We start from the raw sequence: 25,630 nt of genomic DNA, 5'->3' as shown, positions 1-25,630 counted from the left end.
GGTGCCGGACTCGGAATCGATTTTTATAAACAATGTATTGATATTTAAATAACATTTTTAATGTGGCTATTTTTGTACCCTCATTTATACCCTCATTCCTGAATGATAGTAAAAGGGGCTCGTATTCAGGAACGAGATGGTAAAGCTGAGGGATAATACCTCGCGAGAATCTCCTTCATTTTATCAACCAGATCTGGCCTTTTAAAGATAACGTGGCCGCTGACTTTCTGGAAATATTTTATCCTGAACAGCTCATCTTCACAGTCGGCTAATTGTTGATGCTGGCTGATATGAACGCTCAGACGGTTGGTCATGAGCTTCATATTCTCTCCTCCTTTATATCGGGTTTTGTGTAAACCGTTTTTAATCCGGTTGCGAGTCTTGCCCGTAAAACGTCCAGCGTGGTTAAGAACGGGGACTGTTCCAGCCAGACAAATCCCCGTCTGTCTGTGCGCACTAGGTCATGGCGTTCAGCCAGGAAATTCACGGCATCCACCAGTGTGATACCGGCATCGATATGTTTACGGATGACCCGGTCATCACAGAACGGTGTGTCATCCAGGGTGAATCCGTAATGTTTATTCAGCAGATAAGTCAGTAAGGTCTGCCATACCTGTACGGGCGACAGGCTCGGGGACACCGGCACTGTGGCCGGTGCAGTGATGTGTTTCATACGTAATCCTCATGGAATTAATATCAGAAGGGCCAGCGTGCCGGGTCAGCCGTACAGCATCCGGGCAACCACGAACGCGTTATTGCTGTCTTCGAACCAGGCCCAGATATCCAATACCGGCGTACTGGCAGGGAAATGAATAAATGCGTCACGGATAACCAGAGTGCCTTCTTCCTCAGTGACGGCGATGTTCTCCAGTTCCCGCCATAAGCCATACAAGTGTTCAATGGGAACAGACATGTCTGCCTCCCTTATGCTGGCTGTGGAGCCGGATAAACAGAAACGTAAACATAACTACAGCTTCCCCGCGTGTCGGCCTCGCAAATCAGACCGTCCTTTTCCCGTCTGAGGGTGTGTGCCTTATGCGGGTCCAGTTCGCCGGAACGCAGTGCGGCTTCCATCTGTCGGATAAATGCCGGAAAGCTGCGGTCCAGCGCCCGTAACTGCATGGAGGAGAACGTGCCGTAGAGCCCGGCCCTGTCCCCTAGGTAATGCAGGCGGTTTCCCTCCTGGACCAGGCGGGCACCAAAGCAGGGCGTGATGTTGTGGCGTAGCCCCCATGGCGGGGATGTGAGTGTGGTCATGAGTTATTACTCCGGAAATGGATAACGTTTATGGTCAGGACCTTCACAGCAGTCCGTGCTCTGCAAAGGACAGAATGTCGCTGCGACCTGCGATGAGGTGGTCCAGTAGGCGGACATCAACCAGCCCGAGGGCCTGTATCAGTCGTTGCGTGATGGTTCTGTCGGCGTGGCTCGGGTCGGTACAGCCGGAAGGATGGTTATGGGCCAGGATGACGGCAGCGGCATTGTGACGCAATGCCCCTTTGACGATTTCACGGGCGTGAACCTCCGTCTGGTTAATCGTGCCGAAAAAGACCGTTTCGCTTTCCAGCAGGCGGTGCTGGTTGTCGAGGTAAAACACCATAAAGACCTCGCGCTCAAGCCCGGCCATCTGCAGACGCAGCATATCCCGGACGGCATGGCTGGAGGTCAGCGACTGACCGGGTGTTCTGAGATGCCGGTCGAGTAAGCGTAAGGCTAGTTTTACGATGCGCAGGGACGCCGGGGGCATCCCCGGCGGGGCTGTCAGTAATAATTCAGACATGGCGGGTTTCTCAGTCGGTGAGGGTCAGGATACCCCGGGATTCCCGGTGGCGAAGTGCATAGTCGCGAAGGTGGTAGTAATGCTCCGCCATGTCACCCCGGGCGGTGACAAAGGAAAGGTGGCTGTATGTCATCAGGCAGGCGGCAATGCCTGCCGCCTCGGCGCCCAGCGTGGCGCGGGTTCCGTTTGACTTACAGTACAGGTCATACGTCTCCTGGCTGTCCGGCGCCATAAACACACCGCCGTTGCTCAGGGTGTAAAAATGCCAGTAGCCGCCGCTGTATTCCCGGCACAGGCGGCTGAACCAGCTCAGGATAGTCAGCTCCGGCGATAACCACGGCGGGACAACCCCGAAGCGCAGTCGCCAGAAATCCTGGCGTTCATGTACAGGGACGACAGAGACATAAAGTGCACACAATTCACGGCAGGCGGTATCCGCCGGAAGGGGATGTCCGGTCTGGTTCATGGTGTTTCTCCGTAATATTTTAAAAATCAGCAGGTCAGACAGATACAGGGCGGGATGACAGGGATGAGGGGCAATGGAGCAAGCGCGGTGACTATGAATACAGTGACAGCATGTTTTCCGCCATCACCCACAGGGCACGGTTGAGCTTCACATCGCTGTCGATACCTTTCACGGCCCGGGTGTGCATGCGTCTGCCCTGTGTATTTTTCCCGTACAGTCCGCCTTTCATCAGATTTTCCTGTATGCGCTGATACGTGGTCCACAGGTCATGGCTTTCATCCTGCCAGCGGCGTGGCGACAGGATTTGCGCTTCGGTGACCGGCTGATGTTCTTCCCCGAACCGGTACGTGATGGCGGCTTTCGCCAGGGCCTGCTGTGCGGGCGGCGGCAACAGCAGTGACTGCATCGCATCCCGTTTTTCCTCCACCCGGTCAAACACCCCCAGCACTTCATAAGCCCCTTCAATGACTTTCCCGACGACATCCCCCTTATGGGGCACGCGGACCTCGCCAAAGGACTCACCACAAATCAGCCCGTTCTGGCACACCGCGCGGAACAGTCCCGGCAGCATCTGATAGCTGCTGGAGCCATCATGGCTGTTGAGCAGAATGATTTCCGGCACCTGTTTCCCGGTAATCTGGCCTTCACGGCGCAGGCGCAGCATGTGTTTTGTGTGTTCGCGTTTGCTCTGGTCGCGCACACGGGTCTGGCAGGCGAAGAACGGCTGAAAGCCTTCCCGCTGCAGGTTGTCGAGCAGGGTGATGGTGGGAATGCAGGTATAACGTTCACTGCGGGATGTATGTTTTTCTTCACTGAACACACTCGGCACATAGTGCGCGAGTTCATCACGGGTTAACGGGCGGTCACGGCGAACAAGGTTCACCGCACCAAAACGGCTGGCTAATTTCATTGAAACTCCGGATAAAATGATATAAATGAAAAGGCCATGTCCCTTGCGGGAACATGGCCTGTCGGTGTGGTGACGCAGGAAAGGTTCGTGGTGTTTTTGCTTTCCGGGATACGGGAATTAATCCTGATTTTTTATCTCAGCTTTCTTCATGATTAAAGGTCAGCGAGCAGGCGTGGCAGATATATCCATCGAATAGCTCCTTATCCAGGCTTTCACCAGCGACAGCACCGAGGGCGGCACCGCTTCCCATACCGACTAAAAAACCAATAACACCTCCGGCCAGAGTACCAACACCCGGAATAAGCGAGCCGGCAGCGGCACCGAGCGCAGCACTCTCAGCACCACCGGTTATACCGACCATGCCACCGGCAATGGCACCAACACTTCCTCCCATTTTTCGGCCAAGGTTTCTTTTCTGCGTGCTGGATGAACCGCAGTGGGGACACTTCATTTTTAGCTCCTTACGTTGAGTGAATAAAAAAAGCCCTTCCGGTTTTCCGGAAAGGCTGGGGTATTAAATAACGGTACAACAGGCAGAAACCGGAGCAAAAATACTAAGGTATTGCTCGGTAGATATGTTCGTAAAACTGGCCGTCCGTGCGATTCTGACATGCCATCAGCCATCAGCCATCAGCCATCAGCCATCAGCCATCAGCCATCAGCCATCAGCCATCAGCCAGCAGGCGCAGGCGCAGGGAAGCGTAAGCTCAACCTGTTGCTGGCTTTGTATACTTTGGTAAGTGCAAGTTTGATAATTCAGTTGCGTATTTTTTCGCGCACGAATAAACCGGCAGGTAATATAATCGGTATAGTTGCTGGCCTGACTGTTAGCGGGTAGATGTAATACTAAGGCAACGAGTAATACCCTGGCAGGGATCTCAGAACGATTTTTTGGTATTGCATATTTTACAGTTTCTTATTTTTGATATTGTTAATGAATTAAGGATATTGATACGATAACAATGATAATTGTGGTAACAAGAACCCTGAGCCATTGTGTGGTAATCTATTGGTGAGGGAAGGATAAGCAGTGGTAATGATAGTTTGTTATACTGGGTGAGAATTTTAATAATTTAATGCCATGTTGTTTTTTTTACTGTGCTTTAAAGAAAAATAATGTGCTGGGCTACATTATTTTTCTTTTGCATTCAACTTGATAGTATATAAATAAAATTAATTTACCTTCCCTTTATTTTATCATATTCGCTTGTTATTAAATGCGAAAGCATGGTTTGAATGCTTACGCCTTCTTTGATACATAAAACCTTCATTTTATCTTTCGTTTTCTTGTCGAGGTATGTGTTTAAAGGTGATTGCTCTTTTTTACTGGCTCGGTGTTTTTTCTGACTCCATGCGCGGTTAATGTCAGTAAGGAATAACTTCCATTCTGACTTGTGCTCTGTCGCGACCATCAGAAAGAACAATCCGAGAGTTAGCAAATAACATTCATGTGTATTGTCTGGTCTGTCAACATCAATAAACTTTGGTTCATATTTTTGCAGGATATAATCGCATGCCCATTTGCATTGTTCATCATTTTTTTCATTCAGCCAATGTAATGGTTTTATTTCATTTCTGACTTTATAGCAAGTGCCCCATATGGAATCGATAATAGAGTCTTTACTTTTTTTTGATAAATACCCGCTATAAAAATAGTCACAAATATTATCATGTCGATCATGATGGTTCAGGGATTGCGATGATAAATGCAGATCTTTATATAATGGTATTTCTTCCATTCCTCCCATGATTGCTCTTTCACGAATTTTACATTGTTGGATGTATAACCATGCAAACATTCCTGTTATCTCATCATCCTGGATAAATTTTATATCATCTATAATTGATATTTCATCGTTGAAATGATCAAGCATTTTTTCAATGAAAGCATTTATGCGGGTATCATCTTTATCACAATGACGGCTGATCGCTCCAATTATTTTTTCTGACCACTCATTTAAGTCATCTGAGTATTTAGGGAATCCAGAGATGCGGACTTCCATGAATTTTAGATATCCAAAAAAATAAAGCAATTTATGCCAGTCCGTTATAGCAATGCTGTATAATTTATCGTTCATGTTATCACCTAAATTACAACGTAATTTTATGTGTGGTTTATGATGTTTTTTACGCTATTTTTAGCATTTTTCATGTAGAGTTTATCACAATCACATAGTCCAGTCTTCTAAGAAAAGATGAGGAACAGAGCCATTCTGAACATCAGTATAGTCATTTTCCTTGCTTATCAACTACAGATTTCTTCCTGTCAATCGAGACCTGGAAACCTCTGCATGTTACTCAGTGAGTAAACTTAGAAAAATATGACTTAAATTCAATGATGATACTGGTTACTATGAGCCGGATTTATTCTGTTGTGTCTTCCTTAATGGACTCTCAGACATAATGCCTGTTTCATCGGGTTTATAAAATCGGTCACTAAGCATAAGAGCAAGTAGAAATACGGGAAGATAACATCGATTGATAAAAGGTGTGCTATGATTCAATTAAATAATATATATTTTAAAAATATTTAAATACATGTATGGATTCTGTTTTCATGACTTCATGAAAAATATCGTCAACGGACAAAAAATAAAATGGTGTCGTGTGGGATGGTTTTTTTAACAGCTTGTCTGGTACAAGTCCGTTTTTATGGTGGAAGCAATAGGCTATATTTCAGGTGCTGGGGTCATTATTTAGGTTATTACTGTTATTCTAAATACACCCATTAATCCACACAGATCACCCTATTGAAAACATCCCTGGAATTAACCAGGTTAAAACTTACGGACTCCTCATATGCTCATGAAACGACATAACGACGAAGACACCATGAGAGAGCAATGTATCACCAACCCTAATTACCCGACTTATCCTGAGCTGGAATCGCAATTACACCATCATGTTGATGAACTCTTCATCATATACTCAAAGCTTATTCTACTGAGAACTGATTTTGCGTATCGAAAGCATTCACCGGAATTCACTCACCAGGATATTCATGGCCTGTGTGCTGATATGGTGCAACTGGAGAACAGATTACTCGATATCCGCGGGATTGCTGGTTATGCCTGGGTGGCAGAATATGGAGTGGACCATCGCTACCATACTCACTGTGCAATATTTATTAACGCGCAGTTGCGTAATAAAGCTTGGCCAGTATTCCTGGAGATAGAGGAACAGTGGAAAAGCATCACTGATAATGAAGGCTACGCTCACCGGTGTACTCCACAACCCTATTATAAAGTCAGGAGTGAGGAGATGACTGGTTATGATAATGAAACAGGTGTGAATGCCATGAAATATATTCTTAGTTATATGGCAAAAACAGAACAGAAACCTGATGGTATTCACAGCCGGTTCAGCACAATACCCGCAAGGAGCCGGAGCGGGAGACCAAGAAAGCGGTCTGAAAGTGATTAATTACGGCAGGCAGATATCTGATGAGCAATACCAGTGAGCATAATAACTTTCTGCGTATGGCTCTCCCTTAATATTCCCGGAGATAACGCATCATGATATCTGAAAATACGCCCCTGCTTAATGACCAGATGGTCGACATGAAATTCATTACTGCCTTTACCGGTCTGACCGATAAATGGTTTTACAGACTGATAAGTGAAGGTGATTTTCCAAAGCCAATAAAAATGGGCAGAGCCTCCCGCTGGCTTAAAAGCGAGGTGGAAAAATGGATGCAACAACGGATCAGTGATTCACGATGCAATGAATAACAATATTCAGGCTCCCTGCATCCTCCTCTGCTTCAGTATTAACCCACTGCATCTACAACCTCCGGGCCATCTGCCTGCCCAGAATGCAGCCCGATAAGGAATCTGCTATGCATACCCGCCAGGCCTCACATGCTGAATTGTCTTTAAGGCATCTGCGGCAACATTACCAGCAGGAACTTAATAAGTGCGCGGCCAGCCGGGTATCGATCGTAAGGTCATCAGGGAGCTTGCCGGTCTGGCGTTCGTTGAGCGGTGCGAGAACGTTATCCTGCTGGGGCCTCCCGGCGTGGGGAAAACCCACCTGGCCGTAGCCCTCGGCGTGAAAGCGGCGGATGCGGGTCACCGGGTGTTGTTCATGCCACTCGACAGGCTGGTAGCGACGTTGATGAAAGCGAAACTGGAAAACCGGCTGGAGCGTCAGCTACAACAGCTGAGCTATGCGCGGGTGTTGATCCTGGATGAAATAGGCTATCTGCCGATGAACAGAGAGGAAGCCAGCCTGTTCTTCCGCCTGCTGAATCGCCGGTATGAAAAGGCGAGCATAATCCTGACATCAAACAAAGGCTTCGCAGACTGGGGAGAGATGTTCGGCGATAACGTACTGGCAACGGCGATCCTGGATCGGTTGCTGCACCACTCAACCACAGCGAATATAAAAGGAGAAAGCTATCGGTTGAAGGAAAAACGCAAAGCCGGAGTGTTGGCCAAAAACGTAACGCCAATCAGTGATGATGAAATGGCGGAAAGCGGACAACAGAAGTGATCAAATAGCGGACATTAAAAATGGCGAAAAACGGTCATAAATCTTGGCGTTGACAACCCCGCAGGGCGGCGTCATCAGTCCTCTGCTGGCAAATCTTTTTCTGCATTACACCCAGGATAAATGGCTGGAGAAACACTACCCTAATAATTCATGGGAAAGGTATGCTGACGACAGCATTATTCATTGTCGAAGCCGAAGAGAAGCAGGTCTGCTTCTCAGTCAACTCAGAGAACGAATGAAGGCATGCGGGCTGGAACTGCATCCGGAGAAAACCCGAATAGTGAATTGCCATCCGTTGACCAGACGTAAAAACGATGGTCACTATTCCTTCGATTTTCTGGGTTTTACCTTCCGCCGCCGTGCAGCAAGGAAGATTGCAGGCGGTCTGTTCACCGGATTTCTACCGGCGATAAGCAATAAGGCCCAGAAAGCCATTGTCCGGACATTCCGGGCATGGAATATTCAGCGGCTGACAAGCCTGTCGGCAGAAGAAATCGCGGGCAGAATTAACCCGCAATTACGTGGATGGATCAATTATTATGGGAAGTTTTATCCAAGTGAAATGAACAGGTTATGGCGAATACTGGACTGGCGGTTGGTAAAGTGGGTCCGGTGCCGCTATAAGCAATACCGGTGGCATCAAAGTCGCGCCAGTGAAGTACTGGAGCGTATCAGACAGCGGAATAAGTCGCTGTTTGCGCACTGGAAGTTCATGATCAGATAAGGTTGAATAACAGGAGCCGTATGAGGTGAGAGCTTCACGTACGGTTCTGTGAGCGGCCAGAGGGGGAGGTTCCCTCTAGTCTACTCGACCCCCCGTCCAAGTGCTGCTGGCGGGTAACAAAAAGACGAAGACCGGGCGGTTGTGGACGTACGTTCGTGGTGATCGCAACGCCGGGTCAGCAGTCGCGCCGGCGGTGTGGTTCGCTTACAGCCCGGACAGAAAAGGCATCCATCCGCAGAGCCATCTCGCCGGCTTCAGTGGTGTTCTGCAGGCGGATGCGTACGCCGGGTTCAACGAGCTGTACCGCAATGGACAGATAACGGAAGCCGCCTGCTGGGCTCACGCCCGCCGCAAGATCCATGATGTGCACGTTCGCACCCCGTCAGCCCTGACGGAAGAAACCCTGAAACGGATCGGTGGGTTGTATGCCATAGAGGCGGAAATAAGGGGGATGCCGGCAAAGCAACGCCTTGCAGAACGTCAGCAAAAAGCTAAACCGCAACTGAAATCCCTGGAAAGCTGGCTGCGTGAAAAGATGAAAACGCTGTCGCGACACTCAGAACTGGCGAAAGCGTTCACGTACGTACTGAACCAGTGGCCAGCGCTGGCTTACTATACTGACAACGGCTGGGCCGAAGCAGATAACAACATAGCAGAGAATGCGCTGCGGATGGTCAGCCTGGGCCGCAAAAACTATCTGTTCTTCGGTTCGGATCATGGAGGTGAGCGGGGAGCGCTGCTGTACAGCCTGATCGGGACGTGCAAACTGAACGGAGTGGAGCCAGAAAGCTACCTCCGCTATGTCCTTGACGTCATTGCTGACTGGCCGATAAACCGGGTCAGCGAACTGCTCCCCTGGCGCGTAGCACTGCCAACTGAATAACACATCCCCGTCAATACGGTTCTCGCTGCACGCTTACGCGTCTCAAACGCCCACGCCGGAACAAATCGGCACAGCGGCGACAGCCCCAGCCTCAGGGGCTGTATCCGAATCATGTCTGGGGCATGGATTTTGTCTCTGATGCGCTGTTTGACGGGCGTCGGTTACGTCTGCTGACGGTCATTGATCTCTACACGCGCGAATGTCTGGGGATCTGCGTGGGCCAGAATCTGCGCTCTACGGAGGTCGCAGAGATGCTGAACACCATTGCGCTCAGACGTCCCTTACCACAATTGCTGAAAACCGATAACGTACTACCGTCTGAGTCAACTGTTTTTACGCAAAGGGCTCCTGCCATCTGATAAGAAGGCGATGGTTTATTTTATATCCGATATTGCTCATTTCCTTTTGGCTTATAAACATGCTTACCATGATATACAAGGGTCCGGATGGCCCGACAGGACTTAACACAGCATTTTGGGAAGCCATGGACGTTGAGCATTATCTAATGGTCGCGATGCACCTTACGGCCCGTTGAATCACGTCCCATGGCTTATTTCGTAATACCCTTTATAATCAATATCCTGTTTTACAATTGCATGTGCCACTCTGGCGACTTTTGTTGCCACAGCCGTCATGGCTTTTCTTTTCTGATCGGGTTTATCTCCATTGTCCCGGATATAGCGTTCATATTTGTACCGGAAGCTGTTTTCTCTCGTTCTTACGGCTACGGTGGCGGCAAGCCAGAAGGCATATCTTAACCGTGCGTTTCCACGTTTTGACAATCGGTAACCACTGTGTTTTTGCCCGCTCTGGCTGGCGGAAAGGTTAAAACCGCAGAAGTTGAGGTACTGTCGGTAATGCGCAAAACGTGTTAAATCACCACTTTCAGCAATTATCATCAGGGCAATGACAGCGCCAATGCCCGGGATCGTACGTAAACGCCGGTAGTCACTTCGTTCCTGTAAATAATTTTCTGCCTGTTTCTCAAGTTTTAATCGTTGGGCCGAAAGTTCCACATACCGGTGAAGTTGTAATCTGAACGTGGTCACTGCCAGAGAATCATCTGGCAACGGTAATGCAATGGAATTTGCAGCAACGTCATAGAGATGTTCAAGAAACTGCTGTTTATTCTGCTTCCGGCCAACAACATCCCATGACTGTTTTACAAACAAATGCCGGTCCATTAACGTGATACAGGACGGTGTGGGAAACTGAAGTAAGAACTGGCAGAACCACTCTGCCCGTGACATATGCAGAAATTGTTCAGCTTCGGGAAAATAAAGAGTCAGATAGTGATTCACCAGACTGTTCAGACAGCGGGTTCGTGCCAGCGTAACCTGATGGTAGGTGTTTGATATTTCCTGTATATTGATAACACCATTCGCCAGAGGATCATAAAATGGCGAAGATAAACCCTGTTCCAGCAAATACATGATGACACTGGCATCTTTACGATCATTTTTATCCCAGGTCTTAAACAGCATCTCGCGGGCCCGCGCACATCTGACAGATGAAACAAGATGGCACTTTACTCCCTGCTGATGTAACCACCATGCGATGTTGCGATGATAATCAGCGGTAGGTTCAAAGGCGGCGATAATACTGTCATGGGGTGAAGCGGTGAGAGCAAGCAGTCGGTTGAACCCTTCCAGTGTGTTTTCAATACGCAGATAAGACGTTCGTCCATCCGGGTACCGAATTTTTGCATCATGATGTTTTTTAGAGATATCCAGGGCAATCTGAATCGCCACGGGTTTAACAGACACCTCAGAGTCATTTAAGATGGCTTAAAGAGAGGTGCCCATGAGCAGTAAGCGTTATCCCGAAGAGTTTAAAATTGAAGCAGTCAAACAGGTTGTTGATCGTGGTTATTCTGTTTCCAGCGTTGCAACACGTCTCGGTATCACCACCCACAGCCTTTACGCCTGGATAAAGGAGTACGGTCCGGATTCTTCCACTGGTAAAGAACCGTCAGATGCTCAGGCCGGGATCCGCCGTCTCCAGAAAGAGCTGAAGCGGGTTACCGACGAACGGGATATATTAAAAAAGCCGCGGCGTACTTCGCAAAGCTGTCCGACTGAGGTACGCCTTTATCCGTGACAATTCCTGTTGTTGGCCTGTTCGCCTGCGCTGTCGGGTGCTGAATGTTCATCCGAGTGGGTTTTACACCTGGCTTCAACAACCGCATTCACAACGCCATCAGGTAGACCTGAGACTGACAGGACAGATTAAACAGTTCTGGCTGGAATCGGGATGCGTCTATGGTTATCGCAAGATCCAGCTGGATCTGCGGGACAGCGGGCAACAGTGCGGAGTCAACAGAGTCTGGCGACTGATGAAACGTGCCGGGATAAAGGCTCAGGTCGGATACCGGAGCCCGCGGGCACGTAGAGTCGAGGCCAGCCTCGTGACACCCGACAGACTCCAGCGGCAGTTCAATCCGGAAGCACCAGATGAACGTTGGGTAACGGACATAACTTACAGTGTGCCCGGAGTTCAGGGCAAGCATGGACGCTCAAATGAGCCACGAGTCTGTCTGGAATATTGAACCGATAACTCATGACGGGAAACCCGCCAATCCCACCGGGTGTGACGGTGGAGAACCTGAGCAGAAGTGACCTGCGGCATGCCCGCAGGGTGATGTAACCCGCTGACAACGGGGATCGAGGCGAGATCACTAAGCCGAGGTGATCCTCAAGGTTGAGTACTGAAAGGCTGAAGAACATGAACCCGTTAATCCGCCTCTGTGGGTTGAAAATGTCACCACGGCCTACGTGATCTGACAGGCCGTGCACAAGGAACCAGCCATGATATGCAGGCACCGCTGGTCAAAGGTAGTTCTACAGGTATGCGAACCACCGGGATAGCAACGTTCATCACGCTCGCGTTGCTGGCTTCTGCCAATTTGCAGCAAGCAAGGACAAAGAGTGCGACGGGCAGCCTCCTCAGTATGTCTGAGTCCAGACAGATGAATCGGGGAAGGTCAGCGACGGATGTTAAGGGGGCATGGCTCCGATGACGCGCTGGCTGGCGGAGCTTCCGTAGTAGTCCGCGATGGGGAAAGCCCATTACATGGCGAAGGGAAGCAGTTTAAATGCGTTTGCTGAGCGAACTAACTGACCTAATGAGGTGAAGACCTTTGATAATCAGTGAAATGCAACGCAAGCTTGCCACATGGGCAGCCACCGATCCGTCCCGACGGATTGAACGGCTGCTGCGTCTGATAACACAACCAGAATGGCTGGCTGAAGCCGCGCAGATCACGCTTTCATCAAAGGGGGCGCATACTCCCGGCGTTGATGGTGTGAACAAAGCAAAACTACAGGCCAGAATGGCTGCTGAGTTGAAAATTCTCAGGGATGAACTTCTCTCCGGTCACTACCAGCCCTTGCCAGCCAGACGGGTTTATATCCCCAAAAGCAACGGCAAACTGCGCCCACTGGGTATCCCCGCTCTGCGTGATCGTATTGTTCAGCGAGCAATGCTGATGGCGATGGAGCCGATATGGGTGAGTGATTTTCATACGCTTTCTTATGGCTTCCGGCCTGAACGCAGTGTCCACCACGCGATCCGCACGGTGAAATTACAGCTCACCGACTGTGGGGAAACACGGGGACGCTGGGTGATTGAAGGCGACCTGTCCAGTTACTTCGACACAGTGCATCATCGACTGCTGATGAAAACCGTCCGCCGCAGGATCAGTGACGCCCGCTTTATGAACCTGCTGTGGAAAACCACCAAGGCCGGGCATATTGATGCCGGTCTCTTTCTGGCCGCCAGTGAAGGCGTGCCACAGGGCGGTGTGATCTCGCCGTTGCTGTCAAACATCATGTTGAATGAGTTCGATCAGCATCTGCATAAACGCTACCTGAGTGGAAAAGCCCGAAAGGATCGCTGGTACTGGAATCACAGTATCCAGCGGGGTCGAAGTACTGCGGTCAGAGAAAACTGGCAATGGAAACCCGCGGTGGCGTACTGTCGGTATGCCGATGACTTCGTGCTTATCGTCAAAGGCACCAAAGCGCAGGCGGAAACCCTCAGAGAAGAATGCCGAAGTATGCTCGAAGACAGTCTGAAACTCAGACTGAACATGGACAAGACCAGAATCACTCATGTGAACGACGGTTTTATTTTCTGGGTCACAGGATCATCCGTAAGCGCAGTCGTTACGGTGATATGCGGGTGGTCTCGACGATCCCGAAGGAGAAAGCCAGAAACTTCGCCGCGTCACTAACGGCACTGTTCTCAGGCAATTACAGTGAAAGCAAAATCGATATGGTTGAGATACTCAACCGGAAACTGAAAGGCTGGGCTGCGTTCTATCAGTTCGTTGATTTTAAGGCCAAAATGTTCAGTTATATCGACCGTATGGTGTCCTGGAAGCTGGCTCACTGGCTGACCCGAAAATACCGTAAGGGTATCGCATACCTGATGAGGTGGTGGTGTAAACCACCGAAACCGGGGCAGAGTAAAACGTGGGTTTTATTTGGTAAAACCAACCAAGGGAAGCTCAGCGGTGAAATCCTGTACCGACTGGTCGGGCAAGGCAAGAAGCTGTTCCGCTGGCGCCTGCCCGAAGGTAACCCTTACCTGAGGACTGAAGCCAGAAACACCTATACACCGAGCTACACTGAAGTGGCAATGTCGTTCGGCAGCGTTTAAATGGAGAGCCGGATGCACTGAAAGGGTGCGCCGTGAAAGCGGTGAATTGAATACCTGCTGCAAGCAGGAGGAGTTGGAAGAAATACTTCTGGGTCATCAGCCTCACCGGATGGTGAAAACCTTAAGGGACATGAGCATGGCTGAGAAGCGTGGAACCGGCGAACATACCAGACCGGTTGTCGCGCAAGACCCGCGCAATAAGGTTAAAGCTGCATTGCCTGAACCCAAGACACCAGTGATGGAACGCGCACATCCACAGCCACGGTATGTAAGGGCTGTGTTGGCAGGACAGGCTGGTACAACTTTCGCCAGCCGAAATCTTCCTCTGCCAAACGACGGTCAGCGAGATCGTTCAAGGTGCCGAAATGGGAACCTACGTTGTGCTAGTACGTTCAATTCATACGAACACGGGATCGCCTGTGGGCCGCGAGGCCTATGGTGACGGAGTGATCGTAGTAGTCAGCGATGGGGAAAGCCCATTACATGGCGAAGGATCACAGGTGTCTGACGACTTGATATTAAGGTAACCGAAATGGCAACAGCCGAAAATATACTGGCCGTCTATTCCGATCGTGGCAGGAGGCAACTGCCTCTGGAGGGAGTCTACCGGCAGCTTTATCGGCCGGACCTCTACCTGCGTGCTTATGGAAAACTCTACCGTAATTCAGGAGCTATGACCCCGGGAAGTAACAATGAAACAGTGGACGCCATGTCGCTGGAGAAAATCGACAGGATAATCGACGTAATGCGTCGGGAAGCCTGGCGCTGGACTCCGGAAAGAAGGACGTATATTCCTAAAAAGAAAGGGGAACGTCCTCTTGGTTTACCAGCATGGTCAGATAAGCTGGTTCAGGAAGCTCTGCGTCTTTTGCTGGAAGCTTACTATGAACCGCGATTCAGTGCACTGTCTTTTGGCTTTCGTCCCGGTCGTGGCTGCCATTCCGCGTTACGGGAGATTACGCATAAGTGGCGGGGTGTAAAATGGTTTATTGAAGGGGACATCAAAGGATGTTTTGATAACATTGACCACAATGTACTGCTATCAATCCTTCGCGAATCCATTCATGACAACCGATTGATACGCCTCGTGTCCAGTATGCTCCGCGCTGGATATTTTGAAGACTGGCGATATAACAAAACCCTCAGCGGAACCCCTCAGGGGGGAGTGTGCAGCCCGTTACTCAGTAATATCTGTCTGGATAAACTGGATCGCTTTGTAGAGGATGTTTTGCTTCCGAAATATAATCAGTGTGAACGTCGCAGAAATTATCCGCCATATAAGGCGCTACTTAATGCCTCAAGGCATGCCGGGGACAAGGGTGAGTATCAACGGGCCAAAAAGTTGCGCCTACAGGCACAACATATGCCGTCTCGTGACCCTGAAGATCCGGATTTCAGGAGGCTGTGGTATGTCAGGTATGCGGATGATTTTCTTTTGGGTTTCAGCGGCCCCAGGCATGAGGCTGAAGAAATAAAGTGGGCAATTCGTCAGTTTTTGCATGATACGTTGAAACTGGAGATGTCTACGGAAAAGACATTGATTACACATGCCCGCACTGAAGCTGCACGTTTCCTTGGTTATGAAGTAGTCACACTTGACGCTATGACCAAGCAGGACCACCGGGGACAGCGCTGTATCAATGGTGCAGTACGTCTGAAAATTCCGGTAGAGGTAATCAGGCAGCAATGCCAGAAATATATGCGGAATGGGAAACATTCCCATCGGCCCGAACGCTTGTACAATGATGACTACAGCATCGTTGCACAATATCAGGCTGAGTACAGGGGATTTGTCCAGTATTACCTGATGGGATTTAATGCCCATCGTTTGTGGAATGTTCATCGAGTCATGCGAAAATCCTTATTGGGAACGCTGGCGAACAAACACAGAACAACGGTAAGCCGCATCGTCAGAAACCTGAGAACCGAGGTTACGGTTGGTGATAAGACTATCAAGGCATTACAGATAGTCCGGCACAGAGGACAAGGAAAAAGACCGCTGGTCGCTACATTTGGCGGTTTGTCTCTGGCATGGCAGAAAGATACAGTGCTCTCCGATAACCCGAAGCAGGTATTTAACGGGGTTCGCAGCGAACTGATATCCAGGCTACTGGCTCAGACCTGTGAGTGCTGTGGGACAAATGATGGCCCTTTCGAAGTTCATCATATCCGCAAACTGAGCGATCTGAGTCAACGAGGCAGGAAAGAGAAACCAGGATGGCTGAGGATAATGGCTTCACGACATCGTAAAACCTTAGTTGTGTGTCGAGAATGCCATCAAAATATTCACAGAACCAGACCTGCCAGACCTCGGGAAATATGACACTGGAAAGCCGGGTGAGATCGAAAGACTCATGCCCGGTTTGGGGAGGGGGCGTCCGGAAAAGTGCTTTGCAAACAGTAACTCGCTGGCGCTCTACTCTACTGCACGTCCGGTTCGGGGAGGAGAGGCAGGGAAATAGTCCGACTACGCGCTGCCTCTTACTCTATTCCGAACCCACGAAGGCTGGCTGTATCTGGCCGTAGTGTCGACCTGTTCCCGCGCAAAGTTATCGGCTGGTCAATGCAATCCCGGATGACAAAGGACATTGTCCTGAACGCACTGCTGATGGCGGTATGGCGGCGTAATCCCCAAAAACAGGTGCTGGTTCATTCGGATCGGGGCAGTCAGTGCACAAGCCATGAGTGGCAGTCGTTCCTGAAATCACACGGCCTGGAGGGCAGTATGAGCCGTCGCGGTAACTGTCACGACAATGCAGTTGCAGAAAGTTTTTTCCAGCTACTGAAGCGTGAACGGATAAAGGAAAAGATCTACGGGACGCGGGAAGAAGCCCGCAGCGATATTTTTGATTACATCGAAATGTTTTATAACAGTAAGCGTCGGCATGGTTCTAGCGATCAGATGTCACCGGCGGAATGTGAAAAACAGTATTATCAACGGCTCGGAAGTGTCTAGATTATCCGTGGCGATTCAATCCATCATAAGATTTAACACATTCTCGGTATGCTCGCTTATGACCTCAAAATGCATATTTTACCTCTGCCTGACGTTTTACAAGCGAAACGGTGTGTAGTAATAATATAAATAAACTTAAAACAAGGGATTTATTTTCAGAATAAACCGAAAGAATGATTTTCTGCTGCCGTCAGGAGGGGTGTCCGATATATCGGGTTGTTTCCACGCTATTGATGTGCGTCACACATTGCGCTACGTTCTCTGTTATTCAGGTTGCCTTAAACCACGTGCGGAATGAATAATGCAAAAAAAGCCTGCCCGGCAGGGCAGGTTCTCCGGGAAAAAGTCATGTTATCTGGCGACAGGGAGCATCCGGCAGGCAGGTACAAGTTGAAAAGCCTGTGAGGCATACAGCAAACACCTTACAGCGAGCCATTTTCTCGCAGTATATCCGGCCTGACATAAAAAAAAGTAAGCATAAGTACTGTACAGATTAAAAGTAGCAACGTAACGGAACGAATGCCATCAGACGGCAGAAAAAGTTTCATCAGGCCCCGCCAGCTTTCCGGACAGGACTTTTACGTCTTCCATCCCACAGACTTCCCCCTTTTCACCGGTCAGAAACCAGACGCCAGTCGCGGCGACTCCCCGGTCAATATCTTCAACAGGTTCGTTTGATAAAAAAGCTATCTGCACAATGCCCTGGAAACTAATCCAGTAAAAACCGTCGTCCATACAGACGTCCTGCGGCTTTAGGGAACATTATTCAACTATAGCGAGTTATTGGGGGAAATCCCAAAATCTTGCTGCCGAATAAATTTCAGCTAAACCATAAGTATTATTTTTAATTTATCAATCGCCTGAACGTTTTATTGTGGACCACTGTTGAGGTACTCACATAAATAAAACACAGACCCCCGAATTCAGGATGAGCTTTTAAATTACTGGCTCATTCACTAAGTCAGGCTGAGAACACTGAAACCAGGTTCATGAAATAATACGAATGACTGAATGTTACGAGGTATATTATAAGAATTATCCTGGTATGGTTCGGGTGTGTTTTCAGGGTTGAAGCGACACGGATGGCTGCTACGCTTAATTCTGTCTGAGACAACCTGAATTATCCTTCATCCCTGTACGAGGAACAGATTATGACTCAACGCCGTGGTGGTTCTGGTAATTTTGCCGAAGATAAGCAACGCGCTTCAGAAGCCGGCCGGAAAGGCGGGAAAATGAGTGGCGGGAATTTCAAACATGATCCTGAGCGTGCCTCAGAAGCCGGTAAAAGGGGAGGGCAAAACAGCCATGGGGGCCGTAACGCCTGAGCAATGTTAACAGTACCTGCTCATGGCTGCCCCTGTACAGCAGCTGTAATCAGCACGGTAAGCAGGGGCAGAAAGGTATCCGGTAAAACATTCTTTTTTTTACGGATACGGTGAAAAGTATTAAGAGAATATCACCGGGCCGGGTCATGCCGGAGTATTCGTTAAGTTTCCGGTAAGCTCACTGATTTTTTTGCTCTTTTATTATCGTACATATTGCGATCGCTCTGAATCAGCATATCTGATAACGGAACTGTATCACCGGGTGTATTTATGCTGACACCCCATGAATAACTTAACGGTAAACTGCTTCCGTTATTCTGGTTATATACACTCGTTAAATTACTCATTTTTTCTGTAAACAGGATGATTTCCCGCATATCTGAACAGTCGGTGAGTACCACAAATTCATCACCGCCCAGACGGGCAAGGATATCCCCCTGTCCGGCACTCCGCCTGAGTATCCCGGCAAACTGTTGCAGTAACTGGTCGCCTGCCACGTGTCCGTATTTGTCATTAACCGGTTTAAGGTTATCCAGGTCAAAAAGAATTATGCAGAAAGTCTGATTACGCTTTTTTCTGAGGGTTATCCAGGGCTCACATTTCTTATAAAATCCCCGTCGGTTAAGAACGCCGGTCAGCGCATCCGTCAGGGCAAGACTGATAATATAAAACTCCTCCTCAACCAGAGCAGCAATATCCTTAAGCAGGGTTAATTCTTCCCCGTCAGGTATCCGGGGTCTGGTGTCAACCACACACAACGTTCCGGCGATGTCGCCACCGGGGAGACGCAGCGGGCATCCCGCGTAAAAGCGAATAAAAGGAACACCTGTCACCAGTAGGTTAGCATTAAAGCGTTCATCGGCACTGGCATCTTCAACAACGAGCATTTCCTCCGAATGAACGACACAGTTGCAGAAAGAAACGACTTGTGATGCATCTTTTTCGTTGAGGCCAGAACAGAACATCAGCGCCGGCCTGTCTTTTTCAATCAGGCTTATAAGCCCGACAGGTGCAGATAAGCAACGCCTTGCAACACGGGTCAGACGATCAAACCGTTTCTCTTCCCGGTTATCAGGCAGATCCAGCATATAAAGTGAATGAAGACGTTTTGCATCATTTACGGGTAACATTTTTATTATCTCGGAGTTTATTGAAGTATTGTCAGTCCAGACCCGAATATAAACAATACCGAAGAAACGGCTTTGTCCATGATCATCATCGGATTCATCTGCTCATCTGATAATTTTCAGGGAGTTTGTTCAGTTACGCTTAAGTAATCCTGATAAGGGTTGTCTTTTATTTTTTTATGACCATGGGGAGTGAGAGATTTTTTCCTCCACGGGGAGTACTGAACATACGGAAATGGGAAGCCATAAAATGAACCCTCCTGCACAGAAATCCGGGCTGTGCAGGAGGGCATGCAAATGCATCTTCGTTACATAATACAAAATAAACGAAGCCGGTATGTTATCTATAGGAATGTGCCTGGAATATGTGTCATGATCCAGGGCTGCATGCCAGACAGACTGATATTCTGAAATTTTCGTGAAACCAGGTATTTTCAGAATTACGCCAGCTTATGAATGACATCATGCTGGTACAGAGTATGCCGAACCTGCGCTGTCGGAACAGAGGTTATCCTTAATATATGATATTCCTGTCCGGCACCTTCCCGACAAGCTGTCATGCTTCATTTTTTACACAAAGTGTAAACAGTTGCGCATATATTTAATTAAGGTTTACCCGTTTCACATTGAGGTCGTATTTTAATTTACGTATCGCCGTTACATAGGCATAACATCTTTTCTCATCCCATTCTGCAAGCATACGGATACAAAGGCGGGAGAGGACAGACGCTTGTGAGACTTCTTCATTAGCGGATAGCATTTCCCAGATCACTTCACTTATTAACAGTTCAGAAAGGGCTGACAAAATTATCGCTCCGGTATTTAATTTTGCAGTTCAGGAAAAACCAGCAATCCCGCTGCGCGTAATAGACATGAACTTGCCTGGCTGAGGATAAGGTGACAGAGTTTAGCATACGGTTTGAATTATGTTATGACCCGTCAGGGCAACAGTGGCTCCGGCGCAATGGTATCCGTCCTGCTATTGAGCGGGTGAAAAGCATCATACTATTGTAACCCTTACACGACGAGACCCACGTCTCCTGGCATCCTGCCGGAAGTCGGGCTTTGTGTTGTTATCTTTACCCTTTCTGCTATCCTCAGTCCGTCAGTCTGCCCCGGTTATTCGTGCAACAAAAGGTGTACATCTGCTGTTTAACCACTGATAGGAGTCAGGATGGTTGCTTTTTTTTCCGGTCTGTTGACCTCAGGAAGGCCTTCCTTCTGCATTGCGGTCATGTCCCGGCAGCGCTATGAACCTGGCCGGCAGCAGTAATTACACTGTTATACTTTTCGGCTCAGCAATGTGATTTTGTTGAGCCCTTTAACTGAAGGATGACGTAATGGATACCCTCTTGCCGGTCTATTCTGCAATACAGAAAGCCATTGCCGACGCTGCTTCCGGCGCTAAAACGGCAGAAATGAATTTGCAATTAATAAAATATGCCGACACATTAAAACATCTTAACTGTGAAGTGATCTGTGAAGGCATTGGCATTAATAAATCATTCAGAAGTGAAGTTCTAAGAATAATGAAAATCGCGGAAAGACTAAAAGCGGCCGGTCTTGATGCATCGCGCCTGTGAATTAAATTTTTTAACACGAACCGTAACTCTCTGTGTCTTCCGGTCCTGAGTTGCATCCCGGCAGTTTTACATATTAACCCGCGTCTGATGATTACCAGTATGAGGATCAGAAACAGTAACGGAAGGGATGACCTGTTGCTGCCGCTGACATCCTTACCGGAAAAACTGAAAAAGGATGGCCGGGCACGACAGTCAGTCTGAAGCCAGATTGATGACATCTTCGTCGGTACCGCCGGCCCGGCAGACACATCACAATGAACCATCAGTGCTGGCGTGTTCTTCCGCCATTACTGCCCTGCACTGTGGTCTTCTTCAGATTTGTCCGTAACGTGTTTATATCTCCCTGGAGTATGCCATCAGGATTGGGGGGCGGGCTTTCACGTCTGTCCCGCTGGATCAGCGAAGTCAGTGCCGGTATTTACCTGGCCGTACAGGGGGAAACTGTTCCGCAGGTGAACGGGTAATGCCCTTCTTCCTCCGCGATCGCTGAACACTGGCTGCTTCTGCGTAAGAAGTAAGAGTGTCAATTGCACCCTGATAGGCGAGACATCTTTCACTGTTCTGTTCTGTAAGCATGCGCGCCCGCAATGCAAGAATTATCGAGGCGGTCGTGACAGGCTGAGCCGTTAAAAGAACATCGAAGGCAGCTTCCCCGACAAGTTCATTAAGATTATATGGCCTTTCTTTGCTGTTCATCAGACGCATTACCATGGGTATTCTGACATAACGGGAAGGTATTCATCCGGCCAAGTCAGAAAAAGGGGTGAAATATCTGTTATGCAACAGGCGGTCAGAGGATGCACTGTGCCTGCTGCCGTACGCCATTCCGGATGGAGGGAAAGGCCCTGATTACACGACAGTGAAACTCTGTAACTGCCATCTGAAATTCTGTTTTTGCTGTTTTGCCGGCAGGCTTTCACAGGTATTGCCCTGGGCGTTATCACTGCAGTACGCAAAGTAACCTTAAACCTGAACCGTTCAGCAGGGCCCGGTTCAGCCAGGCCATCCGATCGCCGGAAGCATGGCGGGGATGGACAGGTTTTTACCTCTCCGGGATCTGAATGATTCCGGTCACAGCACGAATAAATTTCATTAATAGACAGGTGTATTCACACTATACAGAACTTTCGCAGTTTACGAGTACTCTTTACGCGTGAATATTCACAGAAAAATGTTGCATTCTTATTCATGATGTGTCGGGAATAATTAATACGTAGCCCGATCATGGTTTGTTAGCTTATTAAAATATATTTACGATAATTCGAATCAGTTGCGTCAACTGATAGCGGAGGGTGAAGGTGTATTCATTACTTCTGGTTCTTTGAAATGTGTCAAATATTTAGGATAAAGATTTACTCCCTCTGGACAGCAGCCATCCTTGCGAACACAATCATGATGTAGTTATGTAACAACTCAGTGATCAATTCTTTTTTCCGGGAATATGGATGTCGTATATTCCTGGTTCTTTTATGCATGATTTTTGCACCGGATCACATTTATTGCTGAAATAGTCTGTGTTAAGCTTGAACTGATTAAAACCTTAATTCCGATCTGTGGACAATAAACATGTATTCCTACATTGCACGCCAGCCCATTTTTGACCGGGAAATGCGCACTATCGCTTATGAGCTTCTCTTCAGGGATGGTATGAATAATGCTTTTCCTGATGTTTCGCCAGAATATGCCACTTCACGGGTGATATCAGATCAGTTTCTGTGCATTCCTGTTCCCCGCATTGCCTGCAGTCATAGTGCTTATATCAATGTTCCGCACCAGATGCTCATCAGTGGCCTGGGAGACGCTTTGCCGCACGAGAATGTGGTTATCGAAATTCTTGAAAACGCCATACCTGATGAAAGGCTCTTCGATGCGGTGAAGGACCTGCATAACAAAGGCTATCAGCTTGCCCTCGATGATTTCACGATGAAAGACTCGTGGGATCGCTTCCTCAGGTATATCAGTGTCATTAAATTTGATATAAGAGGAAATAGCTATCAGGATATCCTTCATTATATAAACGTAAAACAAGATTGGTTAAAAGCCACAGAATTTCTCGCAGAAAAAGTGGAGACGAAGGAAGAATTTGATCTGTACAGGAGCGCGGGTTTCTCTTTTTTTCAGGGGTATTTCTTTAGCCGGCCCGAGATTATGAAGAATAAATGTCTTCCTCAGAATACGTTCTCTTTGTGCAGGCTGATGATGGAGGTAAACAGGGAGGCCCCTGATTTTTCAGCTATTGAAAGCCTGCTAAAAACGGATCTGACGTTGTCTTATAAAATAATGCGTTATGTAAGAAACTTACTGTTTAAATCGCATGGCATTATGAAAACAGATAATTTTACCCTGAAAGAAATGCTGATGTATCTGGGGGGTGATGCGATAAGGCGTTTTGTTACGGTAGCTGCACTGGCAAATATGGGCGTGGCTGGCGTTTCTGAGTGCTATCATTTAAGTATGGTCCGCGGGAAATTTTGTGAACTGATTGCCCGCCAGACAGAACGCGCTTTGTTACCCTGTAATGCATTTGTGTGTGGCCTGTTCTCCTTGTTGGATATTATTCTTGAAGTACCGATGGAAGATTTAATTAAACAGATATCAGTTCCGCATGCTGTCTCAGCTGCGCTTTGTGAACATCAAGGAGATCTTTATAACATACTGGCTCTTTCTCTGTGTTATGAACAGTATAACTGGGAAGGCGCTTCAGAAATCTGCCATACGCTGAATATCAGTGAGTTCTCCGTCATCGAGGCCATGCAGGAAGCGACAAAATGGGCGGACGAGATTTCTTTCGGTTAAGGCCCCTCTTTGCGAAGGCAGAGGTTGTTCCCACTTAAGCACTTAACCAGCCATTCCGGTTAAAAGGCAGGAGGTTTTCATGATGCAGCGCACCACACGGGGAAGCATTCCGGTTTTGCTTCCCTGGTATGCATAATGCCCTCCCCGGGCACGAAGCGGACTTTCGTAACCTCAGAAAATGTTTTTTTAATTTACCCATTCTTCCAGCACCAGGCCCGGCACCCGTTCAAACTCCCTCACATTATTCGTCACCAGTACGGCGCCAGCCGCAATTGCATGTCCGGCAATGGCCGTGTCGTTCGGGCCGATCGGCGTGCCGGCCATGCGCAGCGCCATCTTAATCTCAGTGGTCGCATCCACCGCGGCGCGATCCCAGGGCAGGACGGCATCGAGGCGGGCGCAGAACGCGTCAACCAGCGCAATGTGGCGCGGGGAGGCCTTCGGGCCGGTGGCGCCGGAGCGCATTTCGGCGTAAGTGATGGCCGAGACCACGATACGGTGGCCGCGCAGTACCGCCTGCTCCAGTCGCATCAGCACGGCTTCCGGCTGCTCGCGCATGATGAACGAGCAGATATTCGTGTCGAGCATATACATTTTGTTCACAGGTTAACTCGTCCTTCGTCGCTGACAACGTCCTCGCGCTCCGTCATAAAGTCCGGGTCTGCCTTTTCGAGCTCCAGGAATGAGCCCCAGGTCGGCCGGACGGGGCGCAGAATGATGCTGTCCCCTTCCCGGACGATCTCCAGCTCGCTCACCCCCTCAAAATCCATGTCACGAGGCAGACGGATGGCGCGGTTATTGCCGTTTTTAAAAATAGAAACTGTTCTCATAATTTCCTCCAGTTCCTGGAGTCGCCAGGTCGAATGAAAAACATACTCAAATACTGAAATCTTCATCATATGCCAAGTATATGTAGATGCATGGTATATGTATAGTTATAGCATATGCAGATGTAGGGCATATGAATAGGTTTAACATATCCTTACTTCTCACTTTTTCACCCTAGATCCGAAAAGCGGTAGACCCGGAGATTGATGAAATTCTGTGAATTTTGACTCATATCTATTTCACCATGTCTCCACCATGCTACCTGTACTTGCTGGTTTATTTCACTTGTGCAGGAGATTGCTATGGGCGTCAAAATTACAGGCATAGATGAATTGCAGAAGCAGTTAAGAGAGGTTGAGAGAGCATCAGAGGCCTTAAACGGTAGTTATGATGTCCATTTTGACGCTAACGATCCTGCCAGCATTGAGAACGCGATTCAGGAAGCGTGCAGCATGGTGGACGAACGCTCTTCTGGTTATGCCACTAATCCTATGGTCAGTCCGTTAATCGAACACATGAAAGAAAATCTGCGTCAACAGATTCTGGACAGTGCAGAACAACAAAGACAGGAGAGCGGACAGGATGGCGATTGATATCTTTCAGTCACTGAAAAATTGCGTATTTGATCTGCAGCGCGCTGACGTTCAGAACTACCAACAACCACTGAAGCAGCTTGCCCGACTACTAAAATCCGATGCATTACGGGACGTCAATACGCGCCTGACACAACATGTTGACCTTGACGCATTTCTTGCAAGGAGCAGTAAAACTGAATCCAGCATGGCTGGTTCCGCTGTACTACAGTGGCCGGAAAAACCGGGGGATATTTTAGGCCTGAAGCTTCTGCTGATAGATAAAATGGCTACCGATGACAATTTTTCCTTAAATTTTTGCCATATGTTTTTCTATGATCGACAAATTATTGAATCTGTCCGTAAATTTACCTCATCATTACTGGTCACGTTCATCCGTGATTACCAGCAGTATGTTGAAAATGAACACGATCCCGAGCCTGCCGTATTTCGTCCGGTCTCCTGAAAAGTTTTTATTGTTCATGGCCATGATAACGATGCCCTTCAGTCTGTTGCCCGTTTTA

24 protein-coding genes and 5 pseudogenes are annotated in these 25,630 nt (G+C 48.5%); 15 read left to right on the top strand and 14 right to left on the bottom strand.

Annotated elements, in window-relative coordinates:
* Positions 1–125 precede the first annotated feature (125 nt).
* From AAIG39_RS24645 to AAIG39_RS24605, 9 genes are all read right to left on the bottom strand, one after another.
* Entirely contained in the window at positions 126–323 is a 198-nt protein-coding gene (locus AAIG39_RS24645) for a DUF4942 domain-containing protein (protein ID WP_343194951.1), read from the bottom strand.
* A complete protein-coding gene (locus AAIG39_RS24640) occupies positions 320–673 on the bottom strand; it encodes a TA system toxin CbtA family protein (RefSeq protein WP_343194950.1) in 354 nt (117 codons plus the stop codon). Before AAIG39_RS24640 ends, AAIG39_RS24645 begins: the two co-directional genes overlap by 4 nt.
* Positions 674–718: 45 nt before the next feature.
* Positions 719–913, bottom strand: coding sequence for a hypothetical protein (locus AAIG39_RS24635; RefSeq protein ID WP_343194949.1), 195 nt, complete (start codon positions 911–913; stop codon positions 719–721).
* 11 nt (positions 914–924) lie between these two features.
* The gene (locus tag AAIG39_RS24630; protein WP_343194948.1) at positions 925–1,257 is read right to left on the bottom strand and encodes a type IV toxin-antitoxin system YeeU family antitoxin; all 333 of its coding nucleotides are present in this window, start codon (positions 1,255–1,257) and stop codon (positions 925–927) included.
* A 43-nt stretch (positions 1,258–1,300) separates the two neighbouring features.
* A complete protein-coding gene (gene radC, locus AAIG39_RS24625; RefSeq protein ID WP_343194947.1) occupies positions 1,301–1,780 on the bottom strand; it encodes a RadC family protein in 480 nt (159 codons plus the stop codon).
* Between the two features lie 10 nt (positions 1,781–1,790).
* Positions 1,791–2,246 (bottom strand): antirestriction protein, encoded by a 456-nt coding sequence (locus AAIG39_RS24620; RefSeq protein WP_343194946.1) that lies wholly within the window; start codon positions 2,244–2,246, stop codon positions 1,791–1,793.
* A gap of 91 nt (positions 2,247–2,337) precedes the next feature.
* On the bottom strand, positions 2,338–3,156 hold the full coding sequence (locus AAIG39_RS24615) for a DUF932 domain-containing protein (RefSeq protein WP_343194945.1): 819 nt from the start codon (positions 3,154–3,156) through the stop codon (positions 2,338–2,340).
* A 136-nt stretch (positions 3,157–3,292) separates the two neighbouring features.
* On the bottom strand, positions 3,293–3,607 hold the full coding sequence (locus AAIG39_RS24610) for a hypothetical protein (RefSeq protein ID WP_343194944.1): 315 nt from the start codon (positions 3,605–3,607) through the stop codon (positions 3,293–3,295).
* Between the two features lie 727 nt (positions 3,608–4,334).
* Positions 4,335–5,234, bottom strand: coding sequence for a hypothetical protein (locus AAIG39_RS24605; RefSeq protein ID WP_343194943.1), 900 nt, complete (start codon positions 5,232–5,234; stop codon positions 4,335–4,337).
* A gap of 721 nt (positions 5,235–5,955) precedes the next feature.
* Here AAIG39_RS24605 and AAIG39_RS24600 point away from each other — a divergent pair.
* The 6 genes and pseudogenes from AAIG39_RS24600 (at position 5,956) to AAIG39_RS24575 (ending at position 9,616) form a co-directional block, all read left to right on the top strand.
* The gene (locus tag AAIG39_RS24600) at positions 5,956–6,579 is read left to right on the top strand and encodes a hypothetical protein (RefSeq protein WP_343194942.1); all 624 of its coding nucleotides are present in this window, start codon (positions 5,956–5,958) and stop codon (positions 6,577–6,579) included.
* 92 nt (positions 6,580–6,671) lie between these two features.
* The gene (locus AAIG39_RS24595; RefSeq protein WP_343194941.1) at positions 6,672–6,887 is read left to right on the top strand and encodes a helix-turn-helix transcriptional regulator; all 216 of its coding nucleotides are present in this window, start codon (positions 6,672–6,674) and stop codon (positions 6,885–6,887) included.
* A 193-nt stretch (positions 6,888–7,080) separates the two neighbouring features.
* A pseudogene (istB, locus tag AAIG39_RS24590) lies at positions 7,081–7,650 on the top strand (IS21-like element helper ATPase IstB); the annotation flags it as partial.
* Between the two features lie 43 nt (positions 7,651–7,693).
* On the top strand, positions 7,694–8,374 hold the full coding sequence (locus AAIG39_RS24585; RefSeq protein ID WP_343194940.1) for a reverse transcriptase domain-containing protein: 681 nt from the start codon (positions 7,694–7,696) through the stop codon (positions 8,372–8,374).
* Positions 8,375–8,465: 91 nt separating this feature from the next.
* Positions 8,466–9,257 (top strand): annotated as a pseudogene (gene tnpC / locus AAIG39_RS24580) (IS66 family transposase); the annotation flags it as partial.
* Positions 9,254–9,616, top strand: a complete 363-nt coding sequence (locus AAIG39_RS24575) for a DDE-type integrase/transposase/recombinase (RefSeq protein WP_343194952.1) — start codon at positions 9,254–9,256, stop codon at positions 9,614–9,616. The pseudogene tnpC and the gene AAIG39_RS24575, both read left to right, overlap by 4 nt.
* 177 nt (positions 9,617–9,793) lie before the next feature.
* On the opposite strand, the gene AAIG39_RS24570 is transcribed toward AAIG39_RS24575, so the two are convergent.
* On the bottom strand, positions 9,794–11,008 hold the full coding sequence (locus AAIG39_RS24570; protein WP_343194939.1) for an IS110 family RNA-guided transposase: 1,215 nt from the start codon (positions 11,006–11,008) through the stop codon (positions 9,794–9,796).
* 52 nt (positions 11,009–11,060) lie between these two features.
* Between AAIG39_RS24570 and AAIG39_RS24565 the strand changes: the two are divergent.
* From AAIG39_RS24565 to AAIG39_RS24550, 4 genes and pseudogenes are all read left to right on the top strand, one after another.
* A pseudogene (locus tag AAIG39_RS24565) lies at positions 11,061–11,739 on the top strand (IS3 family transposase); the annotation flags it as partial.
* Positions 11,740–12,411: 672 nt separating this feature from the next.
* Positions 12,412–13,919: pseudogene (gene ltrA, locus AAIG39_RS24560) on the top strand (group II intron reverse transcriptase/maturase).
* A 532-nt stretch (positions 13,920–14,451) separates the two neighbouring features.
* Positions 14,452–16,242: a reverse transcriptase domain-containing protein gene (locus AAIG39_RS24555; protein ID WP_343194938.1), complete on the top strand. Its 1,791-nt coding sequence runs from the start codon at positions 14,452–14,454 to the stop codon at positions 16,240–16,242.
* A 157-nt stretch (positions 16,243–16,399) separates the two neighbouring features.
* Positions 16,400–16,875, top strand: a pseudogene (locus AAIG39_RS24550) (IS3 family transposase); the annotation flags it as partial.
* Between the two features lie 525 nt (positions 16,876–17,400).
* Here the strand turns inward: AAIG39_RS24550 and AAIG39_RS24545 are convergent.
* The gene (locus AAIG39_RS24545; protein WP_071193806.1) at positions 17,401–17,610 is read right to left on the bottom strand and encodes a hypothetical protein; all 210 of its coding nucleotides are present in this window, start codon (positions 17,608–17,610) and stop codon (positions 17,401–17,403) included.
* A gap of 416 nt (positions 17,611–18,026) precedes the next feature.
* Between AAIG39_RS24545 and AAIG39_RS24540 the strand changes: the two genes are divergently transcribed.
* Entirely contained in the window at positions 18,027–18,200 is a 174-nt protein-coding gene (locus AAIG39_RS24540; protein ID WP_343194937.1) for a con-10 family general stress protein, read from the top strand.
* 161 nt (positions 18,201–18,361) lie between these two features.
* On the opposite strand, the gene AAIG39_RS24535 is transcribed toward AAIG39_RS24540, so the two are convergent.
* Entirely contained in the window at positions 18,362–19,288 is a 927-nt protein-coding gene (locus AAIG39_RS24535; protein WP_343194936.1) for a GGDEF domain-containing protein, read from the bottom strand.
* Between the two features lie 1,379 nt (positions 19,289–20,667).
* Between AAIG39_RS24535 and AAIG39_RS24530 the strand changes: the two genes are divergently transcribed.
* Together AAIG39_RS24530 and AAIG39_RS24525 are read left to right on the top strand one after the other, a co-directional pair.
* Positions 20,668–20,910, top strand: a complete 243-nt coding sequence (locus AAIG39_RS24530; RefSeq protein ID WP_343194935.1) for an HTH-like domain-containing protein — start codon at positions 20,668–20,670, stop codon at positions 20,908–20,910.
* Positions 20,911–22,476: 1,566 nt separating this feature from the next.
* Positions 22,477–23,706 carry an EAL and HDOD domain-containing protein gene (locus tag AAIG39_RS24525; protein WP_343194934.1) on the top strand — a complete coding sequence of 410 codons (1,230 nt, stop codon included), beginning with the start codon at positions 22,477–22,479 and terminating at the stop codon, positions 23,704–23,706.
* Positions 23,707–23,892: 186 nt separating this feature from the next.
* On the opposite strand, the gene AAIG39_RS24520 is transcribed toward AAIG39_RS24525, so the two are convergent.
* Positions 23,893–24,309, bottom strand: a complete 417-nt coding sequence (locus AAIG39_RS24520; protein WP_047373142.1) for a type II toxin-antitoxin system VapC family toxin — start codon at positions 24,307–24,309, stop codon at positions 23,893–23,895.
* On the bottom strand, positions 24,306–24,536 hold the full coding sequence (gene vapB, locus AAIG39_RS24515) for a type II toxin-antitoxin system VapB family antitoxin (RefSeq protein ID WP_047373143.1): 231 nt from the start codon (positions 24,534–24,536) through the stop codon (positions 24,306–24,308). Before vapB ends, AAIG39_RS24520 begins: the two co-directional genes overlap by 4 nt.
* A gap of 300 nt (positions 24,537–24,836) precedes the next feature.
* Between vapB and AAIG39_RS24510 the strand changes: the two genes are divergently transcribed.
* Both AAIG39_RS24510 and AAIG39_RS24505 read left to right on the top strand, forming a co-directional pair.
* Positions 24,837–25,127: a hypothetical protein gene (locus AAIG39_RS24510; protein WP_343194933.1), complete on the top strand. Its 291-nt coding sequence runs from the start codon at positions 24,837–24,839 to the stop codon at positions 25,125–25,127.
* Positions 25,117–25,572, top strand: a complete 456-nt coding sequence (locus AAIG39_RS24505; RefSeq protein ID WP_343194932.1) for a hypothetical protein — start codon at positions 25,117–25,119, stop codon at positions 25,570–25,572. Before AAIG39_RS24510 ends, AAIG39_RS24505 begins: the two co-directional genes overlap by 11 nt.
* The last annotated feature ends 58 nt before the right edge of the window (positions 25,573–25,630 follow it).

It is taken from the genome of Phytobacter palmae (assembly GCF_039409775.1).
Taxonomy (GTDB): domain Bacteria; phylum Pseudomonadota; class Gammaproteobacteria; order Enterobacterales; family Enterobacteriaceae; genus Phytobacter; species Phytobacter palmae.
Note: the sequence above shows the minus strand (reverse complement) of the source record. Positions and strands in the feature narration are given on the sequence as shown.